Consider the following 23,086-nt stretch of genomic DNA (forward strand, 5'->3'; position numbering starts at 1 on the left):
CCGGGGCAGGGACGGCCACTCCCGGCACCGACCTGACGGACTGCCTACCGCAGCAGGAACTCCTCGGCGGCGCGGGCGCCTTCGGTGTTTCGGCTCTGGGTGGAGTGGCCCGCTCCCGCGATGACGACGAGTTCGGCCTTCGGGGTCCGGGCGGCCATGCCGCGGGCCCATGCCGGCGGTGTCGACAGGTCCCGGTCGCCCGCGAGGAGCAGGACCGGCATGGTCAGGGTGCGGCCGGGGGCGGGGCGGTCGGCGCGGGAGGCCGGCCAGGGCAGGCAGGTCTGCGGGATGCCCTGTTCGCCCGCGGTCCGGCGTTCGAACGGCCACACCGTCGCCGGGTCGATGCGCCGGACGGCCCGCTCCAGCGCCTCGCGCCGGCCGTCGAGCGGGGCGGAGGCGTCGCCCCAGGGCCAGCGGGAGTCCGCGCAGAGCGTGGCGGCGTGCAGGCCGGAGCTGAACTCCGCCGGGGGCTCGTCGGACGGGGCGGAGAAGTCGGCGACCAGCGCGTCGAGACGGGTGGGGTCACCGTCGGCCGAGGCGTGCAGGGCGTCGAGGATGCCGAGGTCGGGGTTGTCCAACTTGGGGTCGATGATGCTGGCGATGACCAGCAGGTTGAAGACGCCGACCCCGTTGCCGTCGCGGCGGACCACCCGGGCGAGGTCCCGTGCCGGGTCGAAACCGCAGTCCTGCTCGCGGCACGCGGTGCGCAGCACGTGCCCGGAGTGGCCGAACGACTCCTCGTACAGCACGCCTGCGCCGTCCGCCGGGACGACGGAGTCGAGGACGAGGCGGCGCACCCGCGACGGGTGGGCGAGGGCGTACCGGCCGGCGGTGTACGTGCCGTACGAGACGCCGTCGAGGGTCCAGTCGGTGACGCCGAGGGCGCGGCGCAGGTCCTCCAGGTCGGCGACCGTGTCGGCGGTGGTGTGGAAGTCGCGGGTCCGGCCCATGCTCGTGGCGCAGTCCGTAACGGCCGTGGGGGTGGGCGGGACGGTGTCGCTGCTGCCGACCTCCTTCTGCAGCGCGGGGCAGTCGACGGCGCCGCCGCCGGTCCCCCGCTGGTCGATCATCACCAGCCGGTACGCGGCGAGGGCGGCGGGCAGCCGGGTGCGGATCCGGGCCATGAAAGGGACGCCCGGCTGGCCCGGTCCGCCGGTCAGGAAGAGCAGCGTGCCCCGTGGCGCGTCGGCCCTGCCGTGGATCGCGGTCTGAAGGGTGAGCCGTCCCGGCACGGCTCCGGCGCGGTCGAGCGGAACGGTCAGATCGGCGCAGGTGGCGTCGGCTTGCCCGGGGCAGGGGCGGTGGCCGGTGAGCACCGGCGCGCCGGGCGGCGGACCGTTCGGGGGACGGTCCGCGCCCGGCGCGGTACCCGCGCACGCGGTGGCTGTGGCGGTGATCAGGGCCGCCACGACCGTGGCCGCTCTGGACAGGAAGGACATCGTGACGCTCCCCGGCTCGCGATCGGCCGGTCCGGTTCGGTCCGGTCCGGCCCTTCCCGACATCGTGCCGGACGCGCGCCCGGAGTCCCCGCGTCCGCGCCGACCGGTCAGGGGGCGGGTGCGGGGACGCCGCGGCTCGTGGCGGCCCCGGCCCCGCTCGCGTCCGCGCGGGATCAGACGGGGGTCGCCGCCGATGCCGCCTGGTCCAGCATGTCGAGGGTGGCGTCCGCCGCACCGCTGACGACGGGGTCGTGGGTGGCGACGACGGTGACGCAGCCGTACTGCCGGGTGGTGCGGGCGATCAGGGCGGTGAGGTCCTCCGCGCGGGTGCGGTCGACGGCGGCCGTCGGTTCGTCGACGAGGAGGAGTTCGGGTTCCAGGAGGAGGGCGCGGGCGAGGGCGACGCGCTGACGTTCGCCGCCGGAGAGCTGGTCGGGGCGGTGGCTCAGGCGGTGGTCGAGGCCCACGTCGGTGAGGAGTGCGCGGGCTCTGGCGCGCAGGGTTCGGGGCGGGCGGCCCGCGAGGGAGGCCGCGGCGAGCAGTTGTTCCTCGGCGGTGAGTCCGGTGAGGAGGTTGCCGCTCTGGAACATGTAGCCGATGCGTTCGCGGCGGGCCCGTGCGCGTTCGCGGTCGGTGAGGGCGGCGAGGTCGGTGCCGTTCAGGAGGGCCTGGCCGCTGTCGGGGCGCAGCAGGGCGCCGGCGACGGCGAGGAGGGTGGACTTGCCGGAGCCGGAGGGGCCGACGAGGGCGGTGAGGACGCCCGGCGCGAAGCCGGCGGTGACGGACCGCAGGGCGGTGGTGCGGGAGTCGCCCCGGCCCAGGGTGACGGTGACGTCGTGGAGGTGGAGGCTCATCGGGCGGCTCCCAGCATGGTCATCGGGTCGACGGTGGTCACGCGGCGCAGGGTGAGGGCGGAGCCCGCGAGGCCGACCAGGGCCACGGCGCCCATGGTGCTCGCGAGGGTGCTCGCGGGCAGGCTGAACGGCACCTGTTCTCCGACGAGCAGGCCGACGGTGGAGGCCAGGGCCGCTCCGGCCGCGGTGCCGGCGGCGACCACGACGGCGGCCTGGGCGAGGGTGTGGCCGAGCAGGCGGCGCCGGGAGGCGCCCATGGCGCGGAGCAGGGCGAGCTCCGGGGTGCGCTGGACGGTCCATACGGCGAAGAAGGCGCCGACGACGAGCGGGGCGATGAGGAAGAGGAAGGTCTGGATCGAGGTCATGGTCAGGCGCTCGCCCTTGTAGCCGGGGGCCGCGGCGAAGGCCTGCTCCAGGGGGACGGTCGTCGTGCCGTGGCGGCGGTCGGCCGCCGCGAGGGTGGTGCTGTCGGTGTCCTCGGGGAGGCGGAGCGCGAGGGCGCTGTACTGGAGCGGGAGGTCGGCGGGGGTGGTCTTCGCGCCGGGGACCGTGAAGCGGATGTGGCGCCAGGTGTCCGTCGTGACGTACGCGACGGGGACGTGTCCGTACGAGGAGCGGCCCGTCGTGCCGACCACGGCGAGGCGGATGCCGAGCCGGTCGACGACGAGGGTGTCGCCGATCCGTACGCCTTCGTCGGCGAGTTGGCGGGAGATGACGATGCCGAGGGGCCGGGACGCGTCGAGGGGCTCGCCGGTGTCGGCGCCCGGGTCGGTGAAGGCGCCGGGTTCGACGCCGAACGCGGCGAGGTCCACTTCGGTGCCCCGGTTCGTGGTGCCCCGGGTGATCGAGACGCCGAGCGGTGTGGCCTCGGCGGCGCCGAGGTCCGGGTCGCCGCGCAGGGCGTCGGCGCTCGGGGCGTCGACGAGCCCGCGGGCGAACTGGTCGGAGTCCGAGCCGGCGGCGAAGGCGATGTGGGTCGCGGGGAGTCGGCGCAGGGCGGAGACGGTGTCGTCACCGAGGCCGGTGGTGAAGCCGGACACGATGCCGACGAGCGCGGCGACGAGGACGACGACGCTGCCCATCAGCAGGAAGCGGCCCCGGGCCGCTTTCAGTTCCAGCAGGGCGAGGAACACGGTGTTCCCTCCAGGGGATCAGGTTCAGGTTCAGACTTGAAAAGATAGGGACAAGGCGTCCCCAAGATAGATGATGGCGACGGTGCGTCCCCAAGTGGGGTGCCGGGTCGCCGCGTGCGGAGGGTTAATCGCTTGCCGTTCCCGCCGGGCGAGGGTGCACTGTGGCGGGGCGCCACGACCGTGGTGCCCCGGGCCTGTCCGAGGCGCCGCGGCCGTGGTGCCGCGGTCCTGTCCGACAGGCATCCCGGGGAGGCAGCAGCACCGATGGACATCCGTCCCACGACCGACCAGGACCACACCGTCTTCGTCGACACGCTCCACACCGCCTTCGGGCGCTTCCCGGAAACCCCGGCCGAGGACGGCGGTGGGGTCTGGTGGGCGGCCCTGGAGCCGGAACGGTGTCTGCTCGCCCGGGCGGCGGACGGCCGGCCCGTCGGCACCGCCGGCACGTACGCCTTCGAACTCACCCTGCCCGGCGGGGTCCTCGCGCCCGTGGCCGGAGTGACCGCCGTCGGTGTCGTGCCGTCGCACCGACGCCGGGGCGTGCTCAGCGCGATGATGCGGCACCAGCTCACCGAGCTGCGCGCCGGAGGGGACTACCTCTCCGTCCTGCTGGCCTCGGAGGCCATGATCTACGGCCGGTTCGGCTACGGACCGGCGACGTACACACGGCGCCTGACGGTACGACGCGACCAGGCGGCCTTCGCTCCGTCACGGGCGGACGGAGCGGACCGGGCCGTCCGCGCCGACGGAACCATGGACGGGAACGGCGCTCACGGCCCGACCCCCGTCCCGGCGGCCGGGGCGCGCACCGGCTCGGTCGAGGTCCTGCGCCGGTCCGAGTGCGGGGAGATCCTCGAAGAGGTCTACGACCGCTACCGGCGTGCGCAGCCCGGCGCGCTGTCCCGGCCGCCCCGCTGGTGGGCCATGGGCGCGGGGCAGCCGCCGGTGTCCCGGGCGCCGCGTTACGTCGCCGTCCACCGGGACGCCGACGGCGTCCCGGACGGCTACGCGAGCTACTCGATCGGTGACCCCGACACCCTGACGGCCGACGAGACCATCGCCACGGACGACGCCGCCTTCACCGCCCTGGCCCGCTTCCTGCTCGGCCACGACCTGGTCGGCCAGGTCGTGTTCAAGCACCTCCCGCCCGAGCACCCGCTGCGCTGGCAGCTCGCGGACTTCCGCGCGTGCACGCTGAGCGGCGAGACCGACTGGCTGTGGGTCCGGCTCCTCGACGTCCCCCGGGCGCTGACCGCGCGCGGGTGGTCCGGCGACGGCGAGCTCGTCCTCGACGTCACCGACCCGTTCCTCGGCGAGCACGGCCGGCACCTGTTGACGGTCCGGGACGGCAAGGCCGACTGCGTCCCCACGGACCGGGAGCCCGACCTGTCCCTCGACGTGAACGACCTGGGCTCGATCTACCTCGGCGGCACCGCCCCGAGCACCCTCGTGCGCGCCGGGCACATCCGGGCCCACCACCCGGCGGCGGCCGCCCTCGCCGACACGCTCTTCCGCGCCGAGCGCCCGCCGCACTGCCTGCACTGGTTCTGACCCGGCCGGCGCCTCAGCCGTCCGAGCCTCCGCGCGGCCGGGATGCCTCCACGACGAAGAACAGGAAACAGGGGCGGTCGGCGAGCGTCCGGAAGGTGTCGGGGAACAGGTCGCGGGCGGCCGGGTCGGGCTGCGGCTCGGCCAGGACGGTCACGCGGAAACCGGCGGCCGTGAAGGCATCGGTCATCGCGTGGAGGGGCTTGCGCCAGAACCGCATCGGAACGAGCCGCCCGCCGAGCGCCCACTCGAAGCCGTAACTGGTCGTGGCGAAGTAGTCGGGCCGCTCCTCCCGCACCGTGTACGCGACGAACGGGTGGTCGACCGACACGATCAGCCGGCCGCCCGGCCGGAGCACCCGCCGGAACTCGGTGAGCGTCGGACCCCAGTCCTCCAGGTAGTGCAGCACCAGCGAGGCGACCACGTCGTCGAACGCGCCGTCCGCGAACGGCAGCGGGTCGCGCAGGTCGGCCACGTGCAGGTCCGCCTCCGCCCCGAGCCGCCGCCTGGCCAGGGCCAGCATCCCCGCGCTGGCGTCGGCACCGGTGACGATCGCGCCACGGTCGCGCAGGGCGGCGGTCAGCGGGCCCGAGCCGCAGCCGGCGTCCAGGATCCGGCGTCCGGCGACGTCTCCCGCCAGGGCCGTCATCGCGGGCCGCTCGTAGTAGGCGTTGACGAGGCTGTGCTCGTTCTCCGCGGCGTACTCCTCCGCGAAACGGTCGTAGTCGTTGACGGAAGGCCGGGGCGTCCCGGTCGCTGAGTCCATCGGCACAGCCTAGGTCGTGCCCGGAAAGTAGCGCCGTCTGCCCGCAGGGCAGGGCTCGTTTCCGGACACGACCTCGGAGTCACGCGGCCCTCGGGACACGCCTAGACTGGGTCCGTGCCCAAGATCCACGCTGCCACGGTCGCCGACCACCGCACCCAGCAGCGTGCCGCCCTGCTCGACGCCGCGCGGGAGCTGCTCGCGGAGGGCGACGCCTCGAAGGTGACCTTCGCGGCCGTGGCCCGGCGCACCGGGCTGGCCCGCAACAGCGTCTACAAGTACTTCCCGGACCGGCAGCACCTGCTCACCGAGGTGGTACGGGAGGCCGCGCCGCGCTGGACCGAGCGCATCGCCGCCGCCCTCGCCTCGGCCGGCGACTCGCCCGAGGAGCGGGTCGCCGCCTACGTCACCGCGCAGCTGGAGATGGTCCGCGACGGCGAGCACCGGATCGCCCGCGCCACCGCCGACGACCAGGACGCGGCCGCCCTGCGCGCGGGCGCGGACGAGGCGCACCGGGCGCTGCTCGACCCGCTCGTCGGGGCCCTGCGGGACCTCGGTGACGACGCTCCCGTGCTGACCGCGCGTCTCCTCCAGGGGTTCGTCAACGCGGCGACGACCGCGCTGGAGGCCGGCGCCGACTACGAGGTCGTGACGGGGCGTGCGGTGCGGCTCGCGGTCGCGGCCCTCGGCGGGGTCTCCGACCGGTGACGCCCGCCCTGCGGATCGGGTCCGCGCGTCAGGCTCCGCCGCCCAGCTCCCAGGCGTCGATGTCCCGGTAGCGGATCGGCGCGGGGCCTCGGCCGACGTTGCTGCCGACGAGGTGCAGGCGTTCGGTGTGCCAGGTGCGGCCGCGGAAACCGGCGAGGGCGGCGGCCGTCTCGGCCACGCTCGACGGGTCGTCGCGGCGGGCCCGGGCCAGCGTCAGGTGGGGGCGCAAGGGGCGTCCCTCGTAGGGGATGCCGCAGTCGGTCACCAGGGCCCGGACGTCCGCCGCGAGGCGGTGCAGTCCGTCGAGGTCGCCGTCGATGCCGCTCCACAGGACCCGCTCGTCGAAGTGCCCGCCGCCGTGCAGCGCGAGCCTGAGCGGTCCGCGGGACGCCGCGAGTTCCGCGAGGGGGCCCCGCAGGGGCGGCACGGCGGAGACGGGGAGCTCGCCGAGGAAGGCGAGCGTGATGTGCCAGTCCTCGATGCGGTTCCAGCGCATCCGGGGGTACGCCGCGTAGGCGGGCAGCAGTTCCCGCTCCAGTTCGTCCTTCGCGTCGTCGGGCGGGGCCAGCGCGATGAACACACGGACGGTCGCCTCAGGGGTCTCTTCGTTCACAGGAGCCTTCGTACCCTGCCGCCCGCGCTCGCGTCACACCGGGTCGCGCCGGGGAGCGCGGCACCCGACCGCCCGGCACGGGTTCCCGGGCGGCCCCCTGCTTCTCCCGGTGCTCCCGGGGGCTGTGGCCGTACGCGGCGCGGAAGGCGCGGCTGAACGACGGGGCGTCCGTGAACCCCCAGCGGGCGCCCACCGCATGGACGGGCAGTGCGCTGTAGCGCGGATCGGCGAGGTCGGCGGCGCAGCGTTCGAGGCGGCGTCGGCGGATCGTCGCCGACACCGTCTCCCCTCGGGGCTCGAAGAGGCGGTGGAGCTGTCGTACGGAGATGTGGTGGCGGGCCGCGATCAGGGGCGGCGCGAGTGTCGGGTCGGCGAGGTTGGCGTCGATGTGGAGGTCGACGCGGTCGAGGAGCAGGCGGTTGCGGGTGGGCGGCGGCAGGCTGTCCGAGGCGTCGAGGTGGTGTGCGAGGAAGGCGGTCACCAGGTCCGCCGTCATGGCGCCGATGCGGCGGCCGTCCGCCTCGCTCAGGTACGCCGCTTCGCGGACCACCGAGGTCAGGTGCCGGGCCAGGACCGCCCCGACGCCCCGCCCCGCCGGGATGCCGCAGGCCAGGAGCTCGTCGACCCTGGCGGGCGGGAGCGCGACGCGGGAGCGCGGGAGGTGCAGGACGATCGCGTCCGAGGGCGCGGCGCCGGGACCACCGCCCGCGACGCGGCTGCGGGACGGCTCCGAGGAGCTCCAGAGGTTGAAGTCCCCTTCCGACACGGTGTCTTCCCGGCCGGCCTGGGAGATCCTGAGCGTCCCGGAGAGCATGAGGGTCAGCTCGTACGTCTCCGGGTCGGACCGCCGGATGAGCCGGGCGGTCCGCTCCGAGGTCATCGGTGGAAAGGACAGCCGCGCGATGGTCACGTCGTCCAGTGGCAGCACCCCCGCGCGGACGGTGAAGTCGGCCGGGCTGTCGGCCGTCAGGCGGGTCGGCCCGGCGCCCTTGCCGACCTGTTCGCGCCACCACTCGAACCTGTGCTCGGCGGGCAGATCACCCGCGTCGAAGACCGCGAAGCCCATGGGTTCCTCCCCCGTTCAGCGGGGATCCACCATCAGGAGGCGGGCGTGGAGCGTCCATAGCCGTGGCCGGCCGTCGGCCTGATACCGCAGGTGGTCGCGACGGGCGGCGGCGGGAAACGGAACAGGAGGAGGGAGCGGGACCGCCCTTGGGGGACTTGGTGGGTACGGAAGCGGACGTGCCGGGAGTCGAGGGGCGGGGACGTGGCGCGGTGTGCCGATTCGGCGCGTTCGCGACGCCCCGGGGCCTCATCCGGCCACGGTGGGAAGGTCGCGGCGGGCTCCGGTCAGCGCTTCTCCCCCGCGCCGCGTCCCCTCGCGCCGCGTCCCCCTGCGGCCAGTGCCACGCAGAGGGCGGCCAGCGGGAGTTCCGCGAGGGCGGCCATGGCGACGGCCGTGATCAGCTCGGGTCCGGGGGCGGCGGTCGCGAGGTCGACACAGGCGTCCGTGAGGAGCAGGGCGGCGGCCGCCGCCGCGGGGGCTCGGTGGCGGGGGTCGCCGGTCAGGAGGCGGCTCCCGGCCGTCAGGAGGGCCGCCGCCTCCAGGGCGTCGAGGGTGACCCAGGCCGCCGCCTCGACGGGCGGCAGGGTGCCGGCGAGGTAGCCGAGCCAGGGCAGCAGCACCAGACCCGCGCCGAGCAGGACGCGCCCCTGGCGGCGGCGCGAGCGGCCGACCGGCCGCGGGTGGTTCGGGGCCCCGCCGGTACGGTCGACCGTCCGGTCGTCGGTCCGGTCGTCGGTCCGCCGCGGCATCCGTCCGTCGGTACGGCGGCCTTCGGACGCGGTCACGGGGTGGGCGGCGATCAGGGCCATGGCGGGTGCCTCTCGGGGTCGTGGACCCGGTGTCCGGGCTCGTCATCCACCCTCCTCCGCGGCCCCGTTCCGGTCAGTAACGCCGGTGTCCGTCTTGGGGTGGCACTGGCTATACCCCCGGTCCGGACACCCGCTGCATACCGGGCGGCGGCCGGCGACCCGTACGGTTGGATCATGAAGGTCCCGCCCCGGACGCGGCGCGCGCTCACCCGAGTGGCCCGAGACACGTCCTTCCTCGCCCTGGGGATACCCCTCCATCTCCTCATGGGCTCGCTGCTGTTCCTCACCTCCGGTCTCCTGTGGGAGATCGTCAACGGCGGCGACGTCGAGGCGCCGGTGGTCCTGGGGTGCGTGGTGGTGCTCGCGGTCCTCGCCGTGCCGGCGCTGACGGTGGCCCAGATCTGGCGGTTCCGGCGGCTGCTCGGCATCGACATCCCCCGCCCGGGACGGCGCCGGCCGCTGCGGCAGGCCGGCTACCACTCCTTCACCGGCCTGCTCCTCGGCGCCCTCGAAGCGCTGCTGATCGCGCTGCTGGCGGCCGGGCTCGCCGCGGCCACGGTGTACGTGTGGATCTGGGCGGTGCCCTTCGAGTGGCGGATCGAGCACCGCGGGTACAGCACCCAGGCGTTCTACGTCACGCTGGCCGGACTCGCCGCGCTCGCCGTCGTGCCCGCCCTGTCCGAGGCCCTCGTCCGCACGGAGACCCATCTCGGTCCCCGGCTGCTGGGCCCCGATGCGAGCGAGGACCTGGCTCGGCGGGTCGCCGACCTCACCGAGAGCCGCGCGGGCGCCGTGGACGCGGCGAGCGCCGAACGGCGCCGGATCGAGCGGGACCTGCACGACGGCGCGCAGCAGCGGCTGGTGTCGCTCGCGCTCAACCTGGGGATCGCCAAGGCGACGCTGAAGGACCTGCCGCCCGAGGCGCGGGCCGTGATCGAGGCGGCCCACCGCGAGGCGAAGGACGCGATCGAGGAGCTCGGCAACCTGGTGCGCGGGCTGCATCCGGCGGTCCTGGACGAACTGGGGCTCGACGCGGCCCTGTCCGGGCTCGCGGCGCGGTCGCCGCTGCCGGTACGGCTGCGCGTCGACCTGCCGCCCCGCGAGCCGTCCGCCGCGGGCACGGGGCTGCGTCCGGCCGCGTCCGCCGTCGAGGCCGTCGCCTACTTCGTGGTCTCCGAGGCGCTGACGAACGTCGCCAAGCACGCGCGCGAGGCGACCAGGGCGGACGTGACCGTCACACGGCTGGGCGGGATACTGCGCGTGGTGGTCGCCGACGACGGTGTGGGCGGGGCCGATCCGACCGGGGGAAGCGGTCTGCGGGGGCTCGCCCAGCGCGTGCGGTCCGTGGACGGGACATTCCGGATGAGCAGTCCCGTAGGGGGACCGACCATGATGAACGTGGAGTTGCCGTGCCCGACGTGAGGCGTGCCGTGATCGCCGAGGATTCCGTGTTGCTGCGGATCGGCCTGGTCAAGGTGGTGGAGATGGCCGGCTTCCAGGTGGTGGCCGAGGCGGGGGACGCGGAGGGGCTGCTGGCCGCCGTCGAGGAACACCGGCCGGACCTCGCGGTCGTGGACGTCCGGATGCCGCCCGGGTTCACGGACGAGGGGGTGCGCGCGGCCCTGTCCATCCGGCGGGAACGGCCGGAGACCGCCGTCCTGATGCTCTCCCAGTACGTGGAGGAGCGCTACGCGGCCGAACTGCTCGCGACCAACACGAGCGGGGTCGGCTACCTCCTGAAGCAACGGGTCGCGGACGTCGAGGAGTTCGTGGACGCCCTGCGCCGGGTCGCCGACGGCGGCACCGCGCTCGACCCGCAGGTCGTGGCACAGCTGCTGGTCCGCAGGCCGAGCGACCCGCTGGAACGCCTGACGGCCCGCGAACGCGACGTCCTGACCCTGATGGCAGAGGGCCGCTCCAACGCGGGCATCGCCGGGCAGCTCGTCGTCAGCGAGAGCGCCGTCGCCAAGCACATCAACAGCATCCTCGCGAAACTGGACCTTCCCCGCGCGGACGCCGACCACCGCCGCGTCCTGGCCGTCCTGCGCTTCCTGGGAGTGGCGGGCTGACGCACGCCGTCCGTCGGGCCGGGCGTGCCGTCGGGAAGCGGGGCCTCGACGGCCCGCCCGGCTACACGGGCGGGACGTCAGCGGGGCGCCGTGCCGCTCCCCGGGTCGTCCAGGCTGCTCGCCAGGGCCCAGATCACGAAGACGTCGATCGCCATCACGAGGATCGACCAGAACGGCGCGTACGGCAGGAAGAGGAACTGGGCGAGCAGGCTCAGCGAGACGAGGAGCAGGCCCGTGAAGCGTGCCCAGGTCGCGCCCTTCAGGAGGCCGGCGCCGGTGGCGGCGACGAGGGCGCCGAGGACGATGTGGATCCAGCCCCAGCTGGTGAGGCTCAGCTCGTACACGTAGGAGCCGATGCGGGTGTACACGTCGTTCTCGGCTACGGCGGAGATGCCCTCCAGCACCCCGAGGATGCCGCTGCACAGCATGAGCACCGCCGCGAACATCACTCCGCCGGCGACCCAGCCGCCCGTGTCCCGGCCGCCTCGGGGTGTCCCCGACGGCCGCGCTGTCTGTTGACTCATGTGCCCCTGTTCCCTTCCGCTGCTCCTGCCCCGCCCGCTCCCCCGGAGGACGAGCGGCGCACGCTGCTTCGAGCCTCCTCGGGACACCGCCGCGCAACCACATGGAATCCGCCGAACGGGTGATCACGGGAGCGGCGGGGGTCGCGCGTCACGGGCGGGAGGGGCGGCGTCATGCCGTCGTACGGGTGTCCGGCGGGGCGGCGGTGCGGGGCGGGGCGGTCTCGGGCACCAGCGTGGCGCCCACGACCAGGCCGACCGCGATGGCGGTGACGATCACGACCAGTTTCAGCAGGTCCGTGAAGCCTTCCACCACATAGCCGCCGGCCAGGGTGGTCAGGCCGCGCATGCCCAGCGAGCCGACGGTGAGCGTGAAGAAGCCGGGCAGGACGAGGAGCAGTCGGGGTGGCCGGCGCGGCCCCCGGGAGAGGAGCGTGGCCGCGGCCGCCAGCACCACGGCCGCGAGGAAGGTGCCCGCGACCTCGCCGACCAGCTTGGTGGCCAGCGACTGCACGCCCACCGTGACGTACACGAGGAGCAGGAGGGGCCAGAAGTGACGGCGGGGGACGGCGAAGGCGAGGACGGTGCCGGCCGTGAAGACGATCCAGGCGAGGAACAGGGCCCAGCGGGGCAGGTCGGAGGCGGCGGCGAGGTCGAACAGGGCGCGGGTGGAGGTGCCGGTGACGTACACGCCGAGCAGGACGCCGACGCAGAGCTGCACCAGGAGGAACGCGGCGTACACCAGGCGGATCGCGCCCGTGGTGACGAGCCCGGCGGCGAGTTCGGCGGCGGCGGCGCTCAGGTAGTCGCCGGGTACGAAGAAGAAGAGCGCGGGCAGCATCAGCAGGACCGGCCCGCCGTGGGCCGGGTCCCCGGCGAAGAGCTCGATCGTGACGATCGAGACCGTGGTCGACACGACCAGTGGGAGCACCCGGGCCGGCCGGGGCACCCGGTCCGCGGCGACCGCGAGGGCGGCGGCGATCGACGCGAGGGCCGCGGTGCTGCCCACCTCGTACCAGGTGGGCTGCATCAGCGGGGCGAAGCCGAGCGAGAACAGCACGATGCCGAGGAACTTCGCCCACCACGGGTACGGGGCGGGCGCCGTCTCGATCCCGGCCAGGCGGCGCCCGGCCTCCGTCACGTCGACGCGGCCCTCCCGTACGTCGGCGAGGAGCGGTTTGAGGGCCGCCGTCCGGTCGAGGCGGAACACCTCGGGGAAGCCGTGCACGGTCGCGGTCCGGGTCCGGCCGTCGGCGGCCACCACGGTGAGGGTGGCCGCCTCCGGTACGAGCAGCAGCGAGGCGTCGCCGCCCAGGCCCCGGGCGGAGTCGGTGACGGCGACGCCGATGAGGTGGGCGCCTTCGCCGGAGGAGCGCAGCAGGAGGCCGGTGAGGCGGACGAGGAAGGCGGTGAGGTCGTCGATCGGGGCCGGAGCCGAGGCCGACGCGGGTGTCCGGGTCGACGCAGGTGCCCCGGACGGCGCGGGTGTCCGGGTCGACGCGGGCGTCCCGGACGACACAGGCGTCCCGGACGACACAGGTGCCCCGGCCGACGCAGGTGCCCCGGCCGACGCGGGCGTCCCGGACGACACAGGTGCCCCGGCCGACGCAGGTGCCCCGGCCGACGCGGGCGTCCCGGCCGACGCGGGCGTCCCGGCCGACGCAGGCGTCGCGGCCGACGCGGGTATCGGGGCTGCGGCCTGCGCCTGAGTCGGCGTCAGTCCGCGTGACCGCTCGTCCGGCCGCCCTGGCGCGTCCCCGGGCGGCCCCTCCCCCGCCCCTTCGGAGGGATTCCCGGGCGGCCCTGACTCTTCCACGCCGAGCTCCCTCCGACGTTCGGCGACGCCGGCGACGCCGATGACCAGCGTCCCCCGGATGCACCCGTTCGGCATCCGGGGGACGCTGCTCATCGGCGTCATCGGCTCATCGGCGTCATCGGCGTCGTGTCGGCACGGCGGTCAGGCCAGGGCCAGGAAGAGCTTCTCCAGCTCCTCCTCCGACATGGGCGGGGCGTCGGCGGCGCTCTCGGCGAGGCACTGCCGCATCCCGCTCGCCACGATCTTGAAACCGGCCCGGTCGAGGGCCCGGGAGACGGCGGCGAGCTGGGTGACCACGTCCTTGCAGTCGCGGCCGGCCTCGATCATCGCGATGACGGCGGCGAGTTGCCCCTGGGCACGGCGCAGCCGGTTCAGGACGGGGCGCACGGCCCCTTCTTCGACCTGCACGGACTTCCTCCTCCACTCTCACCCCCCACCCATCAGCATACCCCCAGGGGTATCATCCGCTACTTTTCGCCCGCAATCGGGCGACGGTGGCGGCCACCAGCACCGCGCCCAGCACGCCCCAGGTCGCCGGGTGGACCCACAGTCCGCCACCGAGCTGCTGGGTGAGGACGAAGACGCCCATCACCACGACGAACCAGCCGAAGACCCGGCGCAGGGACTCCTGCGGGATGCGGCCCGCGAAGCGCGCGCCGACGAGGCTGCCCGCCACCGCCGCCGCGGTCACCGTCAGGGCGAGGCCCCAGTCGATCCCCACACCGGAGAGGTGTCCGGCCAGGCCGGCGAAGGAGTTCATCGCGATGACCAGCAGCGAGGTGCCGACGGCGATGCCCATGGGCAGTCCGGCGAGGAGGGCGAGTGCCGGGACGACGAGGAACCCGCCGCCCGAGCCGACCAGGCCGGTGACCGCGCCGACGACCAGACCCTCGGCCGCGATGTGCTTGAGCGGCAGGTCCCGGTGCCGGGGCCTCGGCTCGCCGCCGCGCCGCGAGGTGCGGAGCATCGCGAACGCCGTGGCGAGCATCATCAGGGCGAAGGCGATGAGCAGCGCCGTACCGGGGACGTACGCGGCGAGCCGGCCGCCCCCGTACGCGCCCGCCATGCTGAACCCGCCGAACAGGAGCCCCGCCTTCCAGCGCACCCGGTGGGCGCGGGCGTGGGGCACGAGGGCGGCGAGGCTGGTGACACCGACCACGAAGAGCGAGGTGGCGATGGCCTCCTTCGTCCCCTGGCCGGCCAGGTAGACCAGGATGGGCACGGTCAGGATGGAGCCCCCGCCGCCCAGGACGCCGAGGGTGATGCCGACGAACAGGGACGCCAGGACGACGAGGGCGGTCACGGGGTGTTCCGCAGTTCCGCGATGACGGTGCGGATGTCGGTGCGCGGTCCCCGGTTGTAGGGCAGCTTGGAGAGCAGTACGCCCATGGCGCAGGTGTTGCTGAGGGCCGCGTACGTCAGACCGGCGCCGACCGCGGTGCCGATCAGGTGCGCGCCGGGCACGAACACGCCGACGATGCCGGTGGCGAGCACCAGGGAGCCCGCGACGAGCCGGACCTGGCGCTCCATGTCCCAGCGCTCGGGGCCCCGGTTCGCGGGTGCCCCGGCCGCCTCCCAGGCGTTCATGCCGCCTTCGAGGACCCGGAGGTTGGGCAGGCCCGCCTCCGCGAGGGCCTTCTCGGCCTGGGTGGCGCGGGCGCCGGAGCGGCAGACGAGCACGACCTCCTCGTCCAGGTGGGAGAGCAGCTCGGCGCGGTGCTCGCGCAGGGTGGCGAGGGGCACGTTGTACGAGCCGGGTATGTGCACCGTCCGGAACTCGCCGGGGGTCCGCACGTCGAGCAGGCGTGGCGCGCGTCCTTCGCGGACGAGCGCGTGGAGGACGGCGGGGGTGATCGCCGAGGTCGAGGCGGGGGACGAGGACGAGGACGGGGCGGCGGTGGTCGGGCCGGGGGTCTCGGTCATGAGGGGTGGCTCCTGTACAGAGAGGGATGGGATGGGTGCATACCCAGGGGGGGTATGCCTGGGGGTGTGCGGGGCCCCGGGGACCCCGCACACGGCGGGGCGGAAAGGGGGCGGGGCCGTCAGGCCTCGGCGCGCTCGGATGCGAGGGCCCAGGCCGCGTAGCCGCCGAGGATGTCGGAGACGTCGTCGAAGCCGCGGTGGCGCAGGAGGCTCGCCGCGATCGACGAGCGGTGGCCGCCGGCGCAGTGCAGGACCAGCGGCCGGTCGGCGGGCAGTTCGTCCGTGCGCGCGGGCAGTTCGCTCAGCGGGATGTGCAGGGCGCCGTCGATGAAGCCGTCGGCGCTCCGCTCCCCGCAGGTGCGCACGTCGACGACGAGCGGGGGCGCCTCGCCGGCCAGGGCGGTGCGCAGGTGGGCGGCGGTCAGGCGGCTCGCGGGGGTGACGTCCTCGGCGAGGGCGGCCAGGGCGTCCTCGGGGTTGCGCAGGTAGCCGACGACGTGGTCGAAGCCGATGCGGGCGAGGCGGGTGACGACCTCCTCCTCGCGGTTCTCCGGCGCCATGACGATCAGCTCGTCGGCCGGGTCGAGGACGGTGCCGACCCGTTCGGCGAACCGGCCTTCGGCGGGGACGTTGACCGCGCCGCGCAGGTGCCCGTTGGCGAACTCCTGCGGGGAGCGGGCGTCGACCACGACCGCCCCGGAGCGGCGCAGTGCGGCGAAGTCGGGCGCGGAGAGCTGTCGCGGCGCCGACGTCGCGTCGTACAGGACGCGGTCCTTGCGGTTGAGCTCGGCGTCGTAGGCGAAGTAGCCGGGCGCGGCGGACTGTCCGGCGGTGACGAGCGCGACGAACTCCTCGCGGCCCATGGGGGCGCAGGCGTAGTTGGTGGCGCGCTGCTCGCCGATGGTGGACGACTTCTCGGTGGAGAGGTTCTTGCCGCAGGCGGAGCCGGCGCCGTGGGCGGGGAAGACCCGCACGGCGTCGGGGAGCGCCATCAGCTTGTTCTGGACGCTGTCGTGGAGCATGGCGCCGAGTTCCTCGGCGGTCACCCCGACGGAGGCGAGCAGGTCGGGGCGGCCGACGTCGCCGATGAAGAGCGCGTCGCCGGTGAGCACGCCGTACGGCACGGTGTCGGCGGCCCGCTCGTACACGAGGACGCTGATCGACTCGGGGGTGTGGCCCGGCGTCTCCAGGATCTCCAGGGCGACGTCGCCGAGCTCGATGCGCTCGCCCTGGGCCAGCTCGCGGATGGGGTACTCGGTCTCGGCACCGCTGCCGTAGCCGATCCACGCGCCGGTGCTGTCGGCCAGCTCCAGGTGACCGGCGACGAAGTCGGCGTGGAAGTGGGTGTTGATCACGCCGACGACGGTGAAGCCGTGCGCGGTGGCGTCGGCGAGGTACTCGGAGACGTCGCGGCGGGGGTCGACGACCACGGCCTGGCCGGTCGTCTCGTCGGCGATCATGTACGACGCCTGGGAGAGGCAGTCGAGGTAGTACTGGGCGAAGAACACGCCGATTCCTCCATCGGGGACGCGCGTCCGGTCGGAACGGAAGGGGCGGACGCGCCGGACTTCCATACCCCCCTGGGTATCGATGCATCCGACCGTAAACAGTCGGACCCATCGGAGTCAAATACCCCCCTAGGTATCCTGGGTCACACCATAAAAATACCCATGGGGGTATGGTGGCCAGCCGAAACACAAACAGGACGGTGGATCGGAATGACTCGACAGAGGGAGGCGGCCGGACCCCCGCCCCTACCGGAGGCCCCGTCCACGGGCGGCGCGGTGCGGCTGGGACTGCGGGAGAACAGGGCGCAGTTCGTCCTGCTCGTGGTCGTCACCGTGGCGGTCGGCGCGCTCGTCGGCCTGGAGCGCACCACGGTCCCGCTGATCGGCACGGAGGTGTTCGGGCTCACCAGCAATCTGGCGGTCTTCTCGTTCATCGTGGCCTTCGGGCTGACCAAGGCGCTCACCAACCTCGCCGCGGGCGCCCTCACGGCCCGCTTCCGGCGCAGGCAGCTGCTGCTCGCCGGCTGGCTGGCGGGGGTGCCGGTGCCCTTCGTGCTGGCGTGGGCTCCGTCCTGGTGGTGGATCGTGGCCGCGAACGTGCTCCTCGGCGTGAACCAGGGTCTGACCTGGTCGATGACGGTGAACATGAAGATCGACCTGGTGGGTCCCGCCCGCCGCGGCCTGGCCACCGGTCTGAACGAGGCCGCCGGATACGTCGCGGTCGGCGCGTCCGCCCTGCTCACCGGCTACCTGGCCACCCAGTACGGGCTGCGCCCCGCTCCCGAGCTCATCGGGGTCGTCTTCGTCCTGGCGGGTCTCGGGCTCTCCCTCCTGGCCAAGGACACCGCCGCCCACCTGGCGCTCGAACTCGCCCGGCACCCCTCCCCGCCGGGAGAGGCGCGGAAGGTCTCCTTCGCGGGGGCTTTCGCCCGGACCTCCTGGCGGGACCGCTCGCTGCGCGGTGCGAGCCAGGCGGGCCTGGTGAACAACCTCAACGACGGTCTGACCTGGGGCGTCTTCCCGCTGCTCTTCGCCGACCACGGGCTCGGCATCGCCGCGATCGGCCTGATCAAGGGGCTCTACCCGCTGCTCTGGGGCTTCGGGCAGATCCCGGCGGGCCACCTGGCCGACCGGATCGGGCGCAAGCCCCTGGTCGTCACCGGGATGCTGGTCCAGGCGGGCGGCCTCCTCGTCGCGCTCGCGCTCCTCGACCGCCCCCTGCTCGCCGGACTCCTCTCCGCCGTGGGCCTCGGCCTCGGCACCGCGCTGGTCTACCCCGCGCTCATCGCCGCCGTCTCCGACCGGGCGCACCCCTCGTGGCGGGCGAACGCGCTCGGCACGTACCGCTTCTGGCGCGACATCGGCTACGCGGCCGGCGCCCTCCTCGCGGGCGTGCTCGCCGACGCGATCGGCCTGGACGCGACGGTCCTGGCCGCCGCCGTCCTGACCGCGGTCTCCGGCCTGCTCGCCGGGCGCTGGATGACCGGCCGGGAGAAGATCCCCGGTCCTGCTGCGGCGCCCGGCGCCCGCCGGGCCGGGGCGGGTCAGGCGCGGTAGGCGACGAGCCCCATCATCCCGGCCTCGCCGTGGTACGCGTTGTGGCAGTGGAGCATCCAGCGGCCTGGGTTGTCGGCGTCGAAGTCCACGGACAGGGTCTTTCCCGGCAGGACGATGGCGGTGTCCTTGCGGGGGCCGTCGGCGCCGAGCTGGTAGGTGTGCCCGTGCAGGTGCATGGGGTGCCACATGTCGGTGCCGTTGACGAACTCCAGGCGGACGCGGCGGCCCTCCTCGACGAGCAGGGGGTTCGCCGTCGGGTCGTCCATGGCGAAGCGGCGCCCGTTCAGGGCCCAGTCGTACCTCGCCATGCCGCCGGTCAGCTCGACCCGGTGCACGAGGTCCGGCTCCGCGGTCCCCAGGCGTACGGCGTCGGCGGCGCGCAGCCGGTCGGCCGTCACGAGCCGTCCGTCCAGCTCCTTCGGGCGCACGGTCGCGGAGGGCGCGGCGCCCGGACCCGTGCGCACCAGGGCCATGCCGGTGGCGCTCTTGCCCTCCGCCAGGGCCACGAGCGGGAAGACGCCGTCGCCGAGGGTGACCAGGACGTCGTACCGCTCCCCCATGCCGACAAGGAGGGCGTCGACCACCTCGTGCCGCACGGGGAACCCGTCGGTGTGCGTGACCGTCATCCGGTGGGCGCCGAGGGCCACCCGGTACGCGGTGTCGGAACCGGCGTTGACGATGCGCAGCCGCACCTTCTGGCCCGGCTTGCCGCGGTGGACGTCCGGGTCGGCGGGAACCCGCCCGTTGACGAGGTGGTGCGGGTACGCCACGTCGCCCGCGTCGCCGCCGAGCAGGTCGCTGCGGGCGCCCATCAGCATGAACGGCATCGTCGCACCGCCACCGGCGGGTGCCGGGGAGGCGGAACCGCCGCCCCCGTCCATGGACGGCATGTCGCCCATGTCGTGGCCGCCCATGCCCCGGGAGACCTCCGCGAAGGCCTGGTCCGGGGTGCCGGTGACACCGTCGAGCCAGTCGTCCAGGACGACGACCCACTCCGTGTCGTAGCCCAGCGGCTCCCTGGGGTCCTCCACGATCAGCGGGGCGTGCAGACCGCGGTCGAGCTGGACGCCGACGTGCGGGTGGAAGAAGTAGGTGCCGGGGTCGGGGGCGACGAAGCGGTACGTGAAGGTGGAGCCCGGCCGGACGGGGGCCTGGGTGGCGGGCGGCACTCCGTCCATGTCGCCGCGCAGGGCGATCCCGTGCCAGTGGATCGAGGTGGCGGTGCGGTCCGGCAGCTGGTTGGAGAGGGTGGCGACGAGGGTGTCCCCCGCGGTGATCCTGAGCTCCTTGCCGGGGGCGCGCCCGTCGTAGGCCCAGGTCCGTGCGGTGATGCCGGCGCCCAGGTCGAACTTGGCCGACGCGGCCGTGAGGGTGTGCCTGCGCTCGGTGCCGGTCCCGGCGCGGGCCCGCTCGACCCTCGTGACCTCGGGCCCGGAGGCGCCGACGAGCGACGGGGCGCCGCTCGGGGTGGAGGGGGATCCGGAGCAGGCGGTGAGCGCGCCCGCGCCGGCGGCGCCGAGTCCGGCGAGGAGGACGGAGCGGCGGTTGACGGGGTTCATGCGTGAAGTCCTTGTCTCGGTTGCGATCGGGCCCGGGGATCGGCACGCGCGGACGCCGGGCGGCGCCGCGGCGTGACGCGCCGGCGGCCTATGTGCGCAACGGGGACAGGGTCGGCGGATCGGGTGGCGGACGCCCGGACACCGGGCCGGGCACGGGCCGCCCGCCCGTGTCGGGCGGCCGGTGACCGCTCCGGCCGTCGAGGTCCGCGGCGGCGCGCGCGGCACCCGTGGGCGGGTCGACGACCGGGGCCGCGCAGTGCCCCGCGCCGGGCGCGGAACAGGCGCCCATGGCGGGGGCGGCCTCTGCCGCGTGACCCGCCCCCGGCATCGCGTGGCTCATGGCGCGGACGGACGGGGACGGGGCGGTCGCGGCCTCGTGGTGGACGAGGACCGCGAAGGCGGCGAAGGCGGCGCCGAACAGGGCCAGGGCGCCGAGCACCCGGCGGGCGCGACGTCTCCCCCGTGATCCGACCGGAACCACTACCCCTCCCCCCCTCACGCGCGACACGGATCACGCGCGACACGCAACCGCGACAACCAATCTGCTAAGTGGTTTCACACTGCTCGCAGACTAGCCCCGCACCACATAAGGGCGCCGTCAGGTCCGCCTTACCCGGAGCCGTCCGCGCGGACCGATCGACCTCACCCCCTCACCACTTGTCACCCGCCAGCTAAGTTGCTTAGCATTCGAACGCTCCTCCGGTCGCCTGTCGGGCCCGTGCCCCGACCCCGGCCGGAGGAGCCCTCCCGAGCAAGAAGGAGCTGGCCCATCGTGGCGTCCCACCGCCGTCCCAAGCCCTCACGCCCCCGATACGCGGGTGTGCTCACGACGACCGCGGCGGCGGCCGTGGCACTCTCCGCGCAGACCGCGTGGGCCGACCCCGCGCCCGACCCGAGGAAGAAGGGCGTACAGGCCGAGATCGACCGCCTGTACGAGGCGGCCACACAGGCGACGGAGAAGTTCAACGGCGCCAAGGAGAAGGCCGACGCCCTCCAGAAGCAGGTGGGCACCCTCCAGGACGCCACCGCCCGCAAGCAGGGCGAGCTCAACAGGCTGCGCGACCGGGTCGGTTCGCTGGCCGCCGCGCAGTACCGGGGCGGCGGCCTCGACCCGTCGATGCGGCTGATGCTCTCCGCCGACCCCGACACATTCCTGGAGCGCGCGAGCCTCCAGCAGCGCCTCGGCGAGCGGGACGTGAACGCCCTCCAGCTCTTCGAGGCACAGCGCCGGGAGCTCCAGCAGCAGCGCACGGAGGCCGCGCGGAAGCTGGCCGAGCTGGAGGCGACCCGCGGTGAGCAGCGCCGCAAGAAGGCGGAGGTGCAGGGGAAGCTGGAGAAGGCGCGGAAGCTGATGAACACCCTCTCCGCCGAGGAGCGGGCACGGATCGGCCAGGCGGAGGACCGGGCCAACCGGGCGGGCGCCCGGGCCGACCTGGGCAACGAGTCGAGCGCGTCGTCGCGGGCCGCCCAGGCGTTCGCCGCGGCCCAGAGCCGGGTCGGGCTGCCGTACGTGTGGGGGGCGAGCGGCCCCGGGTCCTTCGACTGCTCGGGGCTCACCTCGTGGGCCTTCCGGCAGGCGAACGTGAACATCCCCCGTACGTCACAGGCGCAGGCGAACGTGGGCACCCGGATCAACTCGCTGAGCGAGCTGCGGCCCGGCGACCTCATCATCATGCGGACCGACCTGAGCCATGTGGGCTTCTACGCGGGCAACGGGCAGATCCTGCACTCCCCCAAGCCCGGCGCGCAGGTGCGTTACGAGTCGATCGCGCGCAGCGGGATGCCGTTCATGTGGGGCGTCCGGCTCTGACCGCGCGGGGCGGCGGCCGGTGCGCGGGCCCGCGGGTCAGCGGGTCAGCGGGTCAGAGGGGTCCGCAGCCGAGGAGCATCGGGAACAGCGGGGCGCCGGCCGCCGCGAGGGCGACGCCGAGGCGGGTCGCGCCGTGCGGCCTCGGCTGCGGGGTGAGGACCCGGCGCAGCCGGATCAGCGCGCCGGAGCCGCCCATGCCGAGGGCGGTCCGGGGGACGCGTCCCGCCGCCACCTCGCACAGGGCCGTCGCGAGGGCGTCCCGCGAGTGCAGGCGCAGGGCGCGGTCGTCCGCGGCCATCTCCAGGAGGAGCAGCGTCTGCTCCTGCCCGTGCCGGGCCAGCGGCAGTCCCGGGAACGCCCGCGCGAAGGCCCGCAGCACCATCTGGACCAGGTGGTGGCGGCCGTCGATGTGGGCGCGTTCGTGCGCGAGGGCGGCGCGCAACTGCTCGTCGTCCAGGGCGTCGAGGGCGCCCCGGGTGACGACGACGCGGGCCGGCCGGGCCGGCAGGCAGTACACGGCGGCGACGGGGTGCTCGACGATCGTGGCGCCGTACCTGGTCGAGGACCGTCCGATCAGCCGGAGCGCTTCCAGCTGACGGCGCCGTTCGGCCCGTGCCGTCCAGGCGGTGCGGAGCAGCCAGAGGACCGGCAGGAGGACGACGGCGGTCGGGGCGAGGAGGACCGCGGTGTCCCGGAAGGTCGGGGCGACCGCGCCCGCCCGGGTGTCCTCGGCGAGCCCGCAGGCGCTGAGCAGGCCGATCAGACCGTCGTGGACGTGCTGCTCCGTCATCACGAGGTGGTAGACGGCGAGTGCGGCCGAGACGACGAAGGTGACCATGAGCAGGAGCCAGACCGTGACGGCGAGGACGGGCGCGCGGTGCGGCCAGTGGGCCCGGGCCAGGACGCGGGGGGCGGCGGCGCCGACGAGCACGGCGTACCCGGCGAGCACACCGGCGGTGATCACGACTCGCTCCGCCGCCTGGCGGCACGCAGAGCGGCGCGCAGGGCCTCCACCTCGCTCGCCGAGATCTGTTCGACGAAGCTGGCCATCACCCCGGCCGTGTCGGGGCTGCCCTCCAGGGCGTCCTGCATGCGGGCGGCGGTGTACTGCTGCCGGGTGCACGTCGGCTCGTAGAGCCAGGCGCGGCCGTCCTTCTCCCGGGTCAGCATGCCCTTTCCGTACAGGATGTCGGCGACGGTCTTGACGGTGCTGTACGCGAGGGGCCGCTGCCTGTTCAGGTCGTTGAGGACCTCGCGCGCGGTGGCGGGGCGGCCCCAGGACCACAGGCGGTCCATGATCTCCGCCTCCAGCTCGCCCAACTGACGCACGCCCGCTCCCTTCGCCACCGGCGGCCGCACCGTGGGGCCGCGGTCCCCCTCATCGTAG

General features: G+C 74.5%; 23 protein-coding genes. 6 read left to right on the forward strand and 17 right to left on the reverse strand.

What is annotated here, in order from left to right:
- Window positions 1-44: 44 nt before the first annotated feature.
- From AB0Q96_RS17935 to AB0Q96_RS17945, 3 genes are all read right to left on the reverse strand, one after another.
- Window positions 45-1,439 (reverse strand): alpha/beta fold hydrolase, encoded by a 1,395-nt coding sequence (locus tag AB0Q96_RS17935; RefSeq protein ID WP_365326436.1) that lies wholly within the window; start codon window positions 1,437-1,439, stop codon window positions 45-47.
- 173 nt (window positions 1,440-1,612) lie between these two features.
- Window positions 1,613-2,293, reverse strand: a complete 681-nt coding sequence (locus AB0Q96_RS17940; protein ID WP_365326438.1) for an ATP-binding cassette domain-containing protein — start codon at window positions 2,291-2,293, stop codon at window positions 1,613-1,615.
- Entirely contained in the window at window positions 2,290-3,426 is a 1,137-nt protein-coding gene (locus tag AB0Q96_RS17945) for an ABC transporter permease (protein WP_365326440.1), read from the reverse strand. Before AB0Q96_RS17945 ends, AB0Q96_RS17940 begins: the two co-directional genes overlap by 4 nt.
- Window positions 3,427-3,690: 264 nt before the next feature.
- Here AB0Q96_RS17945 and AB0Q96_RS17950 point away from each other — a divergent pair, with 264 nt between their 5' ends.
- A complete protein-coding gene (locus tag AB0Q96_RS17950; RefSeq protein WP_365326442.1) occupies window positions 3,691-4,980 on the forward strand; it encodes a GNAT family N-acetyltransferase in 1,290 nt (429 codons plus the stop codon).
- A 13-nt stretch (window positions 4,981-4,993) separates the two neighbouring features.
- On the opposite strand, the gene AB0Q96_RS17955 is transcribed toward AB0Q96_RS17950, so the two are convergent.
- A complete protein-coding gene (locus AB0Q96_RS17955; protein WP_365326444.1) occupies window positions 4,994-5,743 on the reverse strand; it encodes a class I SAM-dependent methyltransferase in 750 nt (249 codons plus the stop codon).
- Window positions 5,744-5,857: 114 nt separating this feature from the next.
- On the opposite strand from AB0Q96_RS17955, the gene AB0Q96_RS17960 reads away from it, so the two are divergent.
- Window positions 5,858-6,448: a TetR/AcrR family transcriptional regulator gene (locus AB0Q96_RS17960; RefSeq protein WP_365326446.1), complete on the forward strand. Its 591-nt coding sequence runs from the start codon at window positions 5,858-5,860 to the stop codon at window positions 6,446-6,448.
- Window positions 6,449-6,476: 28 nt separating this feature from the next.
- On the opposite strand, the gene thpR is transcribed toward AB0Q96_RS17960, so the two are convergent.
- The 3 genes from thpR to AB0Q96_RS17975 form a co-directional block, all read right to left on the reverse strand.
- Window positions 6,477-7,061, reverse strand: coding sequence for an RNA 2',3'-cyclic phosphodiesterase (gene thpR / locus AB0Q96_RS17965; protein ID WP_365326448.1), 585 nt, complete (start codon window positions 7,059-7,061; stop codon window positions 6,477-6,479).
- Window positions 7,042-8,127 carry a helix-turn-helix domain-containing protein gene (locus AB0Q96_RS17970; RefSeq protein WP_365326450.1) on the reverse strand — a complete coding sequence of 362 codons (1,086 nt, stop codon included), beginning with the start codon at window positions 8,125-8,127 and terminating at the stop codon, window positions 7,042-7,044. The genes thpR and AB0Q96_RS17970 overlap by 20 nt, the downstream gene beginning before the upstream one ends.
- A gap of 284 nt (window positions 8,128-8,411) precedes the next feature.
- Window positions 8,412-8,936, reverse strand: a complete 525-nt coding sequence (locus AB0Q96_RS17975) for a hypothetical protein (RefSeq protein WP_365326452.1) — start codon at window positions 8,934-8,936, stop codon at window positions 8,412-8,414.
- Window positions 8,937-9,110: 174 nt separating this feature from the next.
- On the opposite strand from AB0Q96_RS17975, the gene AB0Q96_RS17980 reads away from it, so the two are divergent.
- Together AB0Q96_RS17980 and AB0Q96_RS17985 are read left to right on the forward strand one after the other, a co-directional pair.
- Entirely contained in the window at window positions 9,111-10,358 is a 1,248-nt protein-coding gene (locus AB0Q96_RS17980) for a histidine kinase (RefSeq protein ID WP_365326454.1), read from the forward strand.
- A gap of 8 nt (window positions 10,359-10,366) precedes the next feature.
- Complete coding sequence (locus tag AB0Q96_RS17985) at window positions 10,367-11,005, forward strand: response regulator transcription factor (RefSeq protein ID WP_365326696.1); 639 nt, start codon at window positions 10,367-10,369, stop codon at window positions 11,003-11,005.
- Window positions 11,006-11,082: 77 nt separating this feature from the next.
- On the opposite strand, the gene AB0Q96_RS17990 is transcribed toward AB0Q96_RS17985, so the two are convergent.
- The 6 genes from AB0Q96_RS17990 to AB0Q96_RS18015 all read right to left on the reverse strand — a co-directional run bounded on the left by AB0Q96_RS17990 (window position 11,083) and on the right by AB0Q96_RS18015 (window position 16,773).
- Entirely contained in the window at window positions 11,083-11,529 is a 447-nt protein-coding gene (locus tag AB0Q96_RS17990; protein ID WP_365326456.1) for a hypothetical protein, read from the reverse strand.
- 169 nt (window positions 11,530-11,698) lie between these two features.
- Entirely contained in the window at window positions 11,699-13,045 is a 1,347-nt protein-coding gene (locus AB0Q96_RS17995) for a threonine/serine exporter family protein (protein WP_365326458.1), read from the reverse strand.
- A gap of 438 nt (window positions 13,046-13,483) precedes the next feature.
- Complete coding sequence (locus tag AB0Q96_RS18000) at window positions 13,484-13,750, reverse strand: metal-sensitive transcriptional regulator (protein ID WP_132916395.1); 267 nt, start codon at window positions 13,748-13,750, stop codon at window positions 13,484-13,486.
- Window positions 13,751-13,802: 52 nt separating this feature from the next.
- Window positions 13,803-14,645 carry a sulfite exporter TauE/SafE family protein gene (locus tag AB0Q96_RS18005; protein ID WP_365326460.1) on the reverse strand — a complete coding sequence of 281 codons (843 nt, stop codon included), beginning with the start codon at window positions 14,643-14,645 and terminating at the stop codon, window positions 13,803-13,805.
- Window positions 14,642-15,265, reverse strand: a complete 624-nt coding sequence (locus AB0Q96_RS18010) for a rhodanese-like domain-containing protein (RefSeq protein WP_365326461.1) — start codon at window positions 15,263-15,265, stop codon at window positions 14,642-14,644. Before AB0Q96_RS18010 ends, AB0Q96_RS18005 begins: the two co-directional genes overlap by 4 nt.
- A 119-nt stretch (window positions 15,266-15,384) precedes the next feature.
- Window positions 15,385-16,773: a rhodanese-like domain-containing protein gene (locus AB0Q96_RS18015; protein WP_365326463.1), complete on the reverse strand. Its 1,389-nt coding sequence runs from the start codon at window positions 16,771-16,773 to the stop codon at window positions 15,385-15,387.
- Window positions 16,774-16,983: 210 nt separating this feature from the next.
- Between AB0Q96_RS18015 and AB0Q96_RS18020 the strand changes: the two genes are divergently transcribed.
- Window positions 16,984-18,330, forward strand: coding sequence for an MFS transporter (locus AB0Q96_RS18020; protein WP_365326465.1), 1,347 nt, complete (start codon window positions 16,984-16,986; stop codon window positions 18,328-18,330).
- Here the strand turns inward: AB0Q96_RS18020 and AB0Q96_RS18025 are convergent.
- Window positions 18,318-19,889 carry a multicopper oxidase family protein gene (locus AB0Q96_RS18025; RefSeq protein ID WP_365326467.1) on the reverse strand — a complete coding sequence of 524 codons (1,572 nt, stop codon included), beginning with the start codon at window positions 19,887-19,889 and terminating at the stop codon, window positions 18,318-18,320. The two genes, AB0Q96_RS18020 and AB0Q96_RS18025, sit on opposite strands and share 13 nt — an antisense overlap.
- An 88-nt stretch (window positions 19,890-19,977) precedes the next feature.
- Window positions 19,978-20,328, reverse strand: a complete 351-nt coding sequence (locus tag AB0Q96_RS18030) for a hypothetical protein (protein WP_365326469.1) — start codon at window positions 20,326-20,328, stop codon at window positions 19,978-19,980.
- Between the two features lie 333 nt (window positions 20,329-20,661).
- On the opposite strand from AB0Q96_RS18030, the gene AB0Q96_RS18035 reads away from it, so the two are divergent.
- Window positions 20,662-21,699, forward strand: a complete 1,038-nt coding sequence (locus AB0Q96_RS18035) for an NlpC/P60 family protein (protein WP_365326471.1) — start codon at window positions 20,662-20,664, stop codon at window positions 21,697-21,699.
- Between the two features lie 52 nt (window positions 21,700-21,751).
- Here AB0Q96_RS18035 and AB0Q96_RS18040 read toward each other — a convergent pair whose 3' ends face one another.
- On the reverse strand, window positions 21,752-22,663 hold the full coding sequence (locus AB0Q96_RS18040) for a M56 family metallopeptidase (protein WP_365326472.1): 912 nt from the start codon (window positions 22,661-22,663) through the stop codon (window positions 21,752-21,754).
- A complete protein-coding gene (locus AB0Q96_RS18045) occupies window positions 22,660-23,028 on the reverse strand; it encodes a BlaI/MecI/CopY family transcriptional regulator (RefSeq protein WP_365326474.1) in 369 nt (122 codons plus the stop codon). The genes AB0Q96_RS18040 and AB0Q96_RS18045 overlap by 4 nt, the downstream gene beginning before the upstream one ends.
- Window positions 23,029-23,086 lie beyond the last annotated feature (58 nt).

Origin of the sequence: Streptomyces sp. NPDC093111 (assembly GCF_040683955.1) — a bacterium.
In the GTDB taxonomy this organism is placed as follows: Bacteria; Actinomycetota; Actinomycetes; order Streptomycetales; family Streptomycetaceae; genus Streptomyces.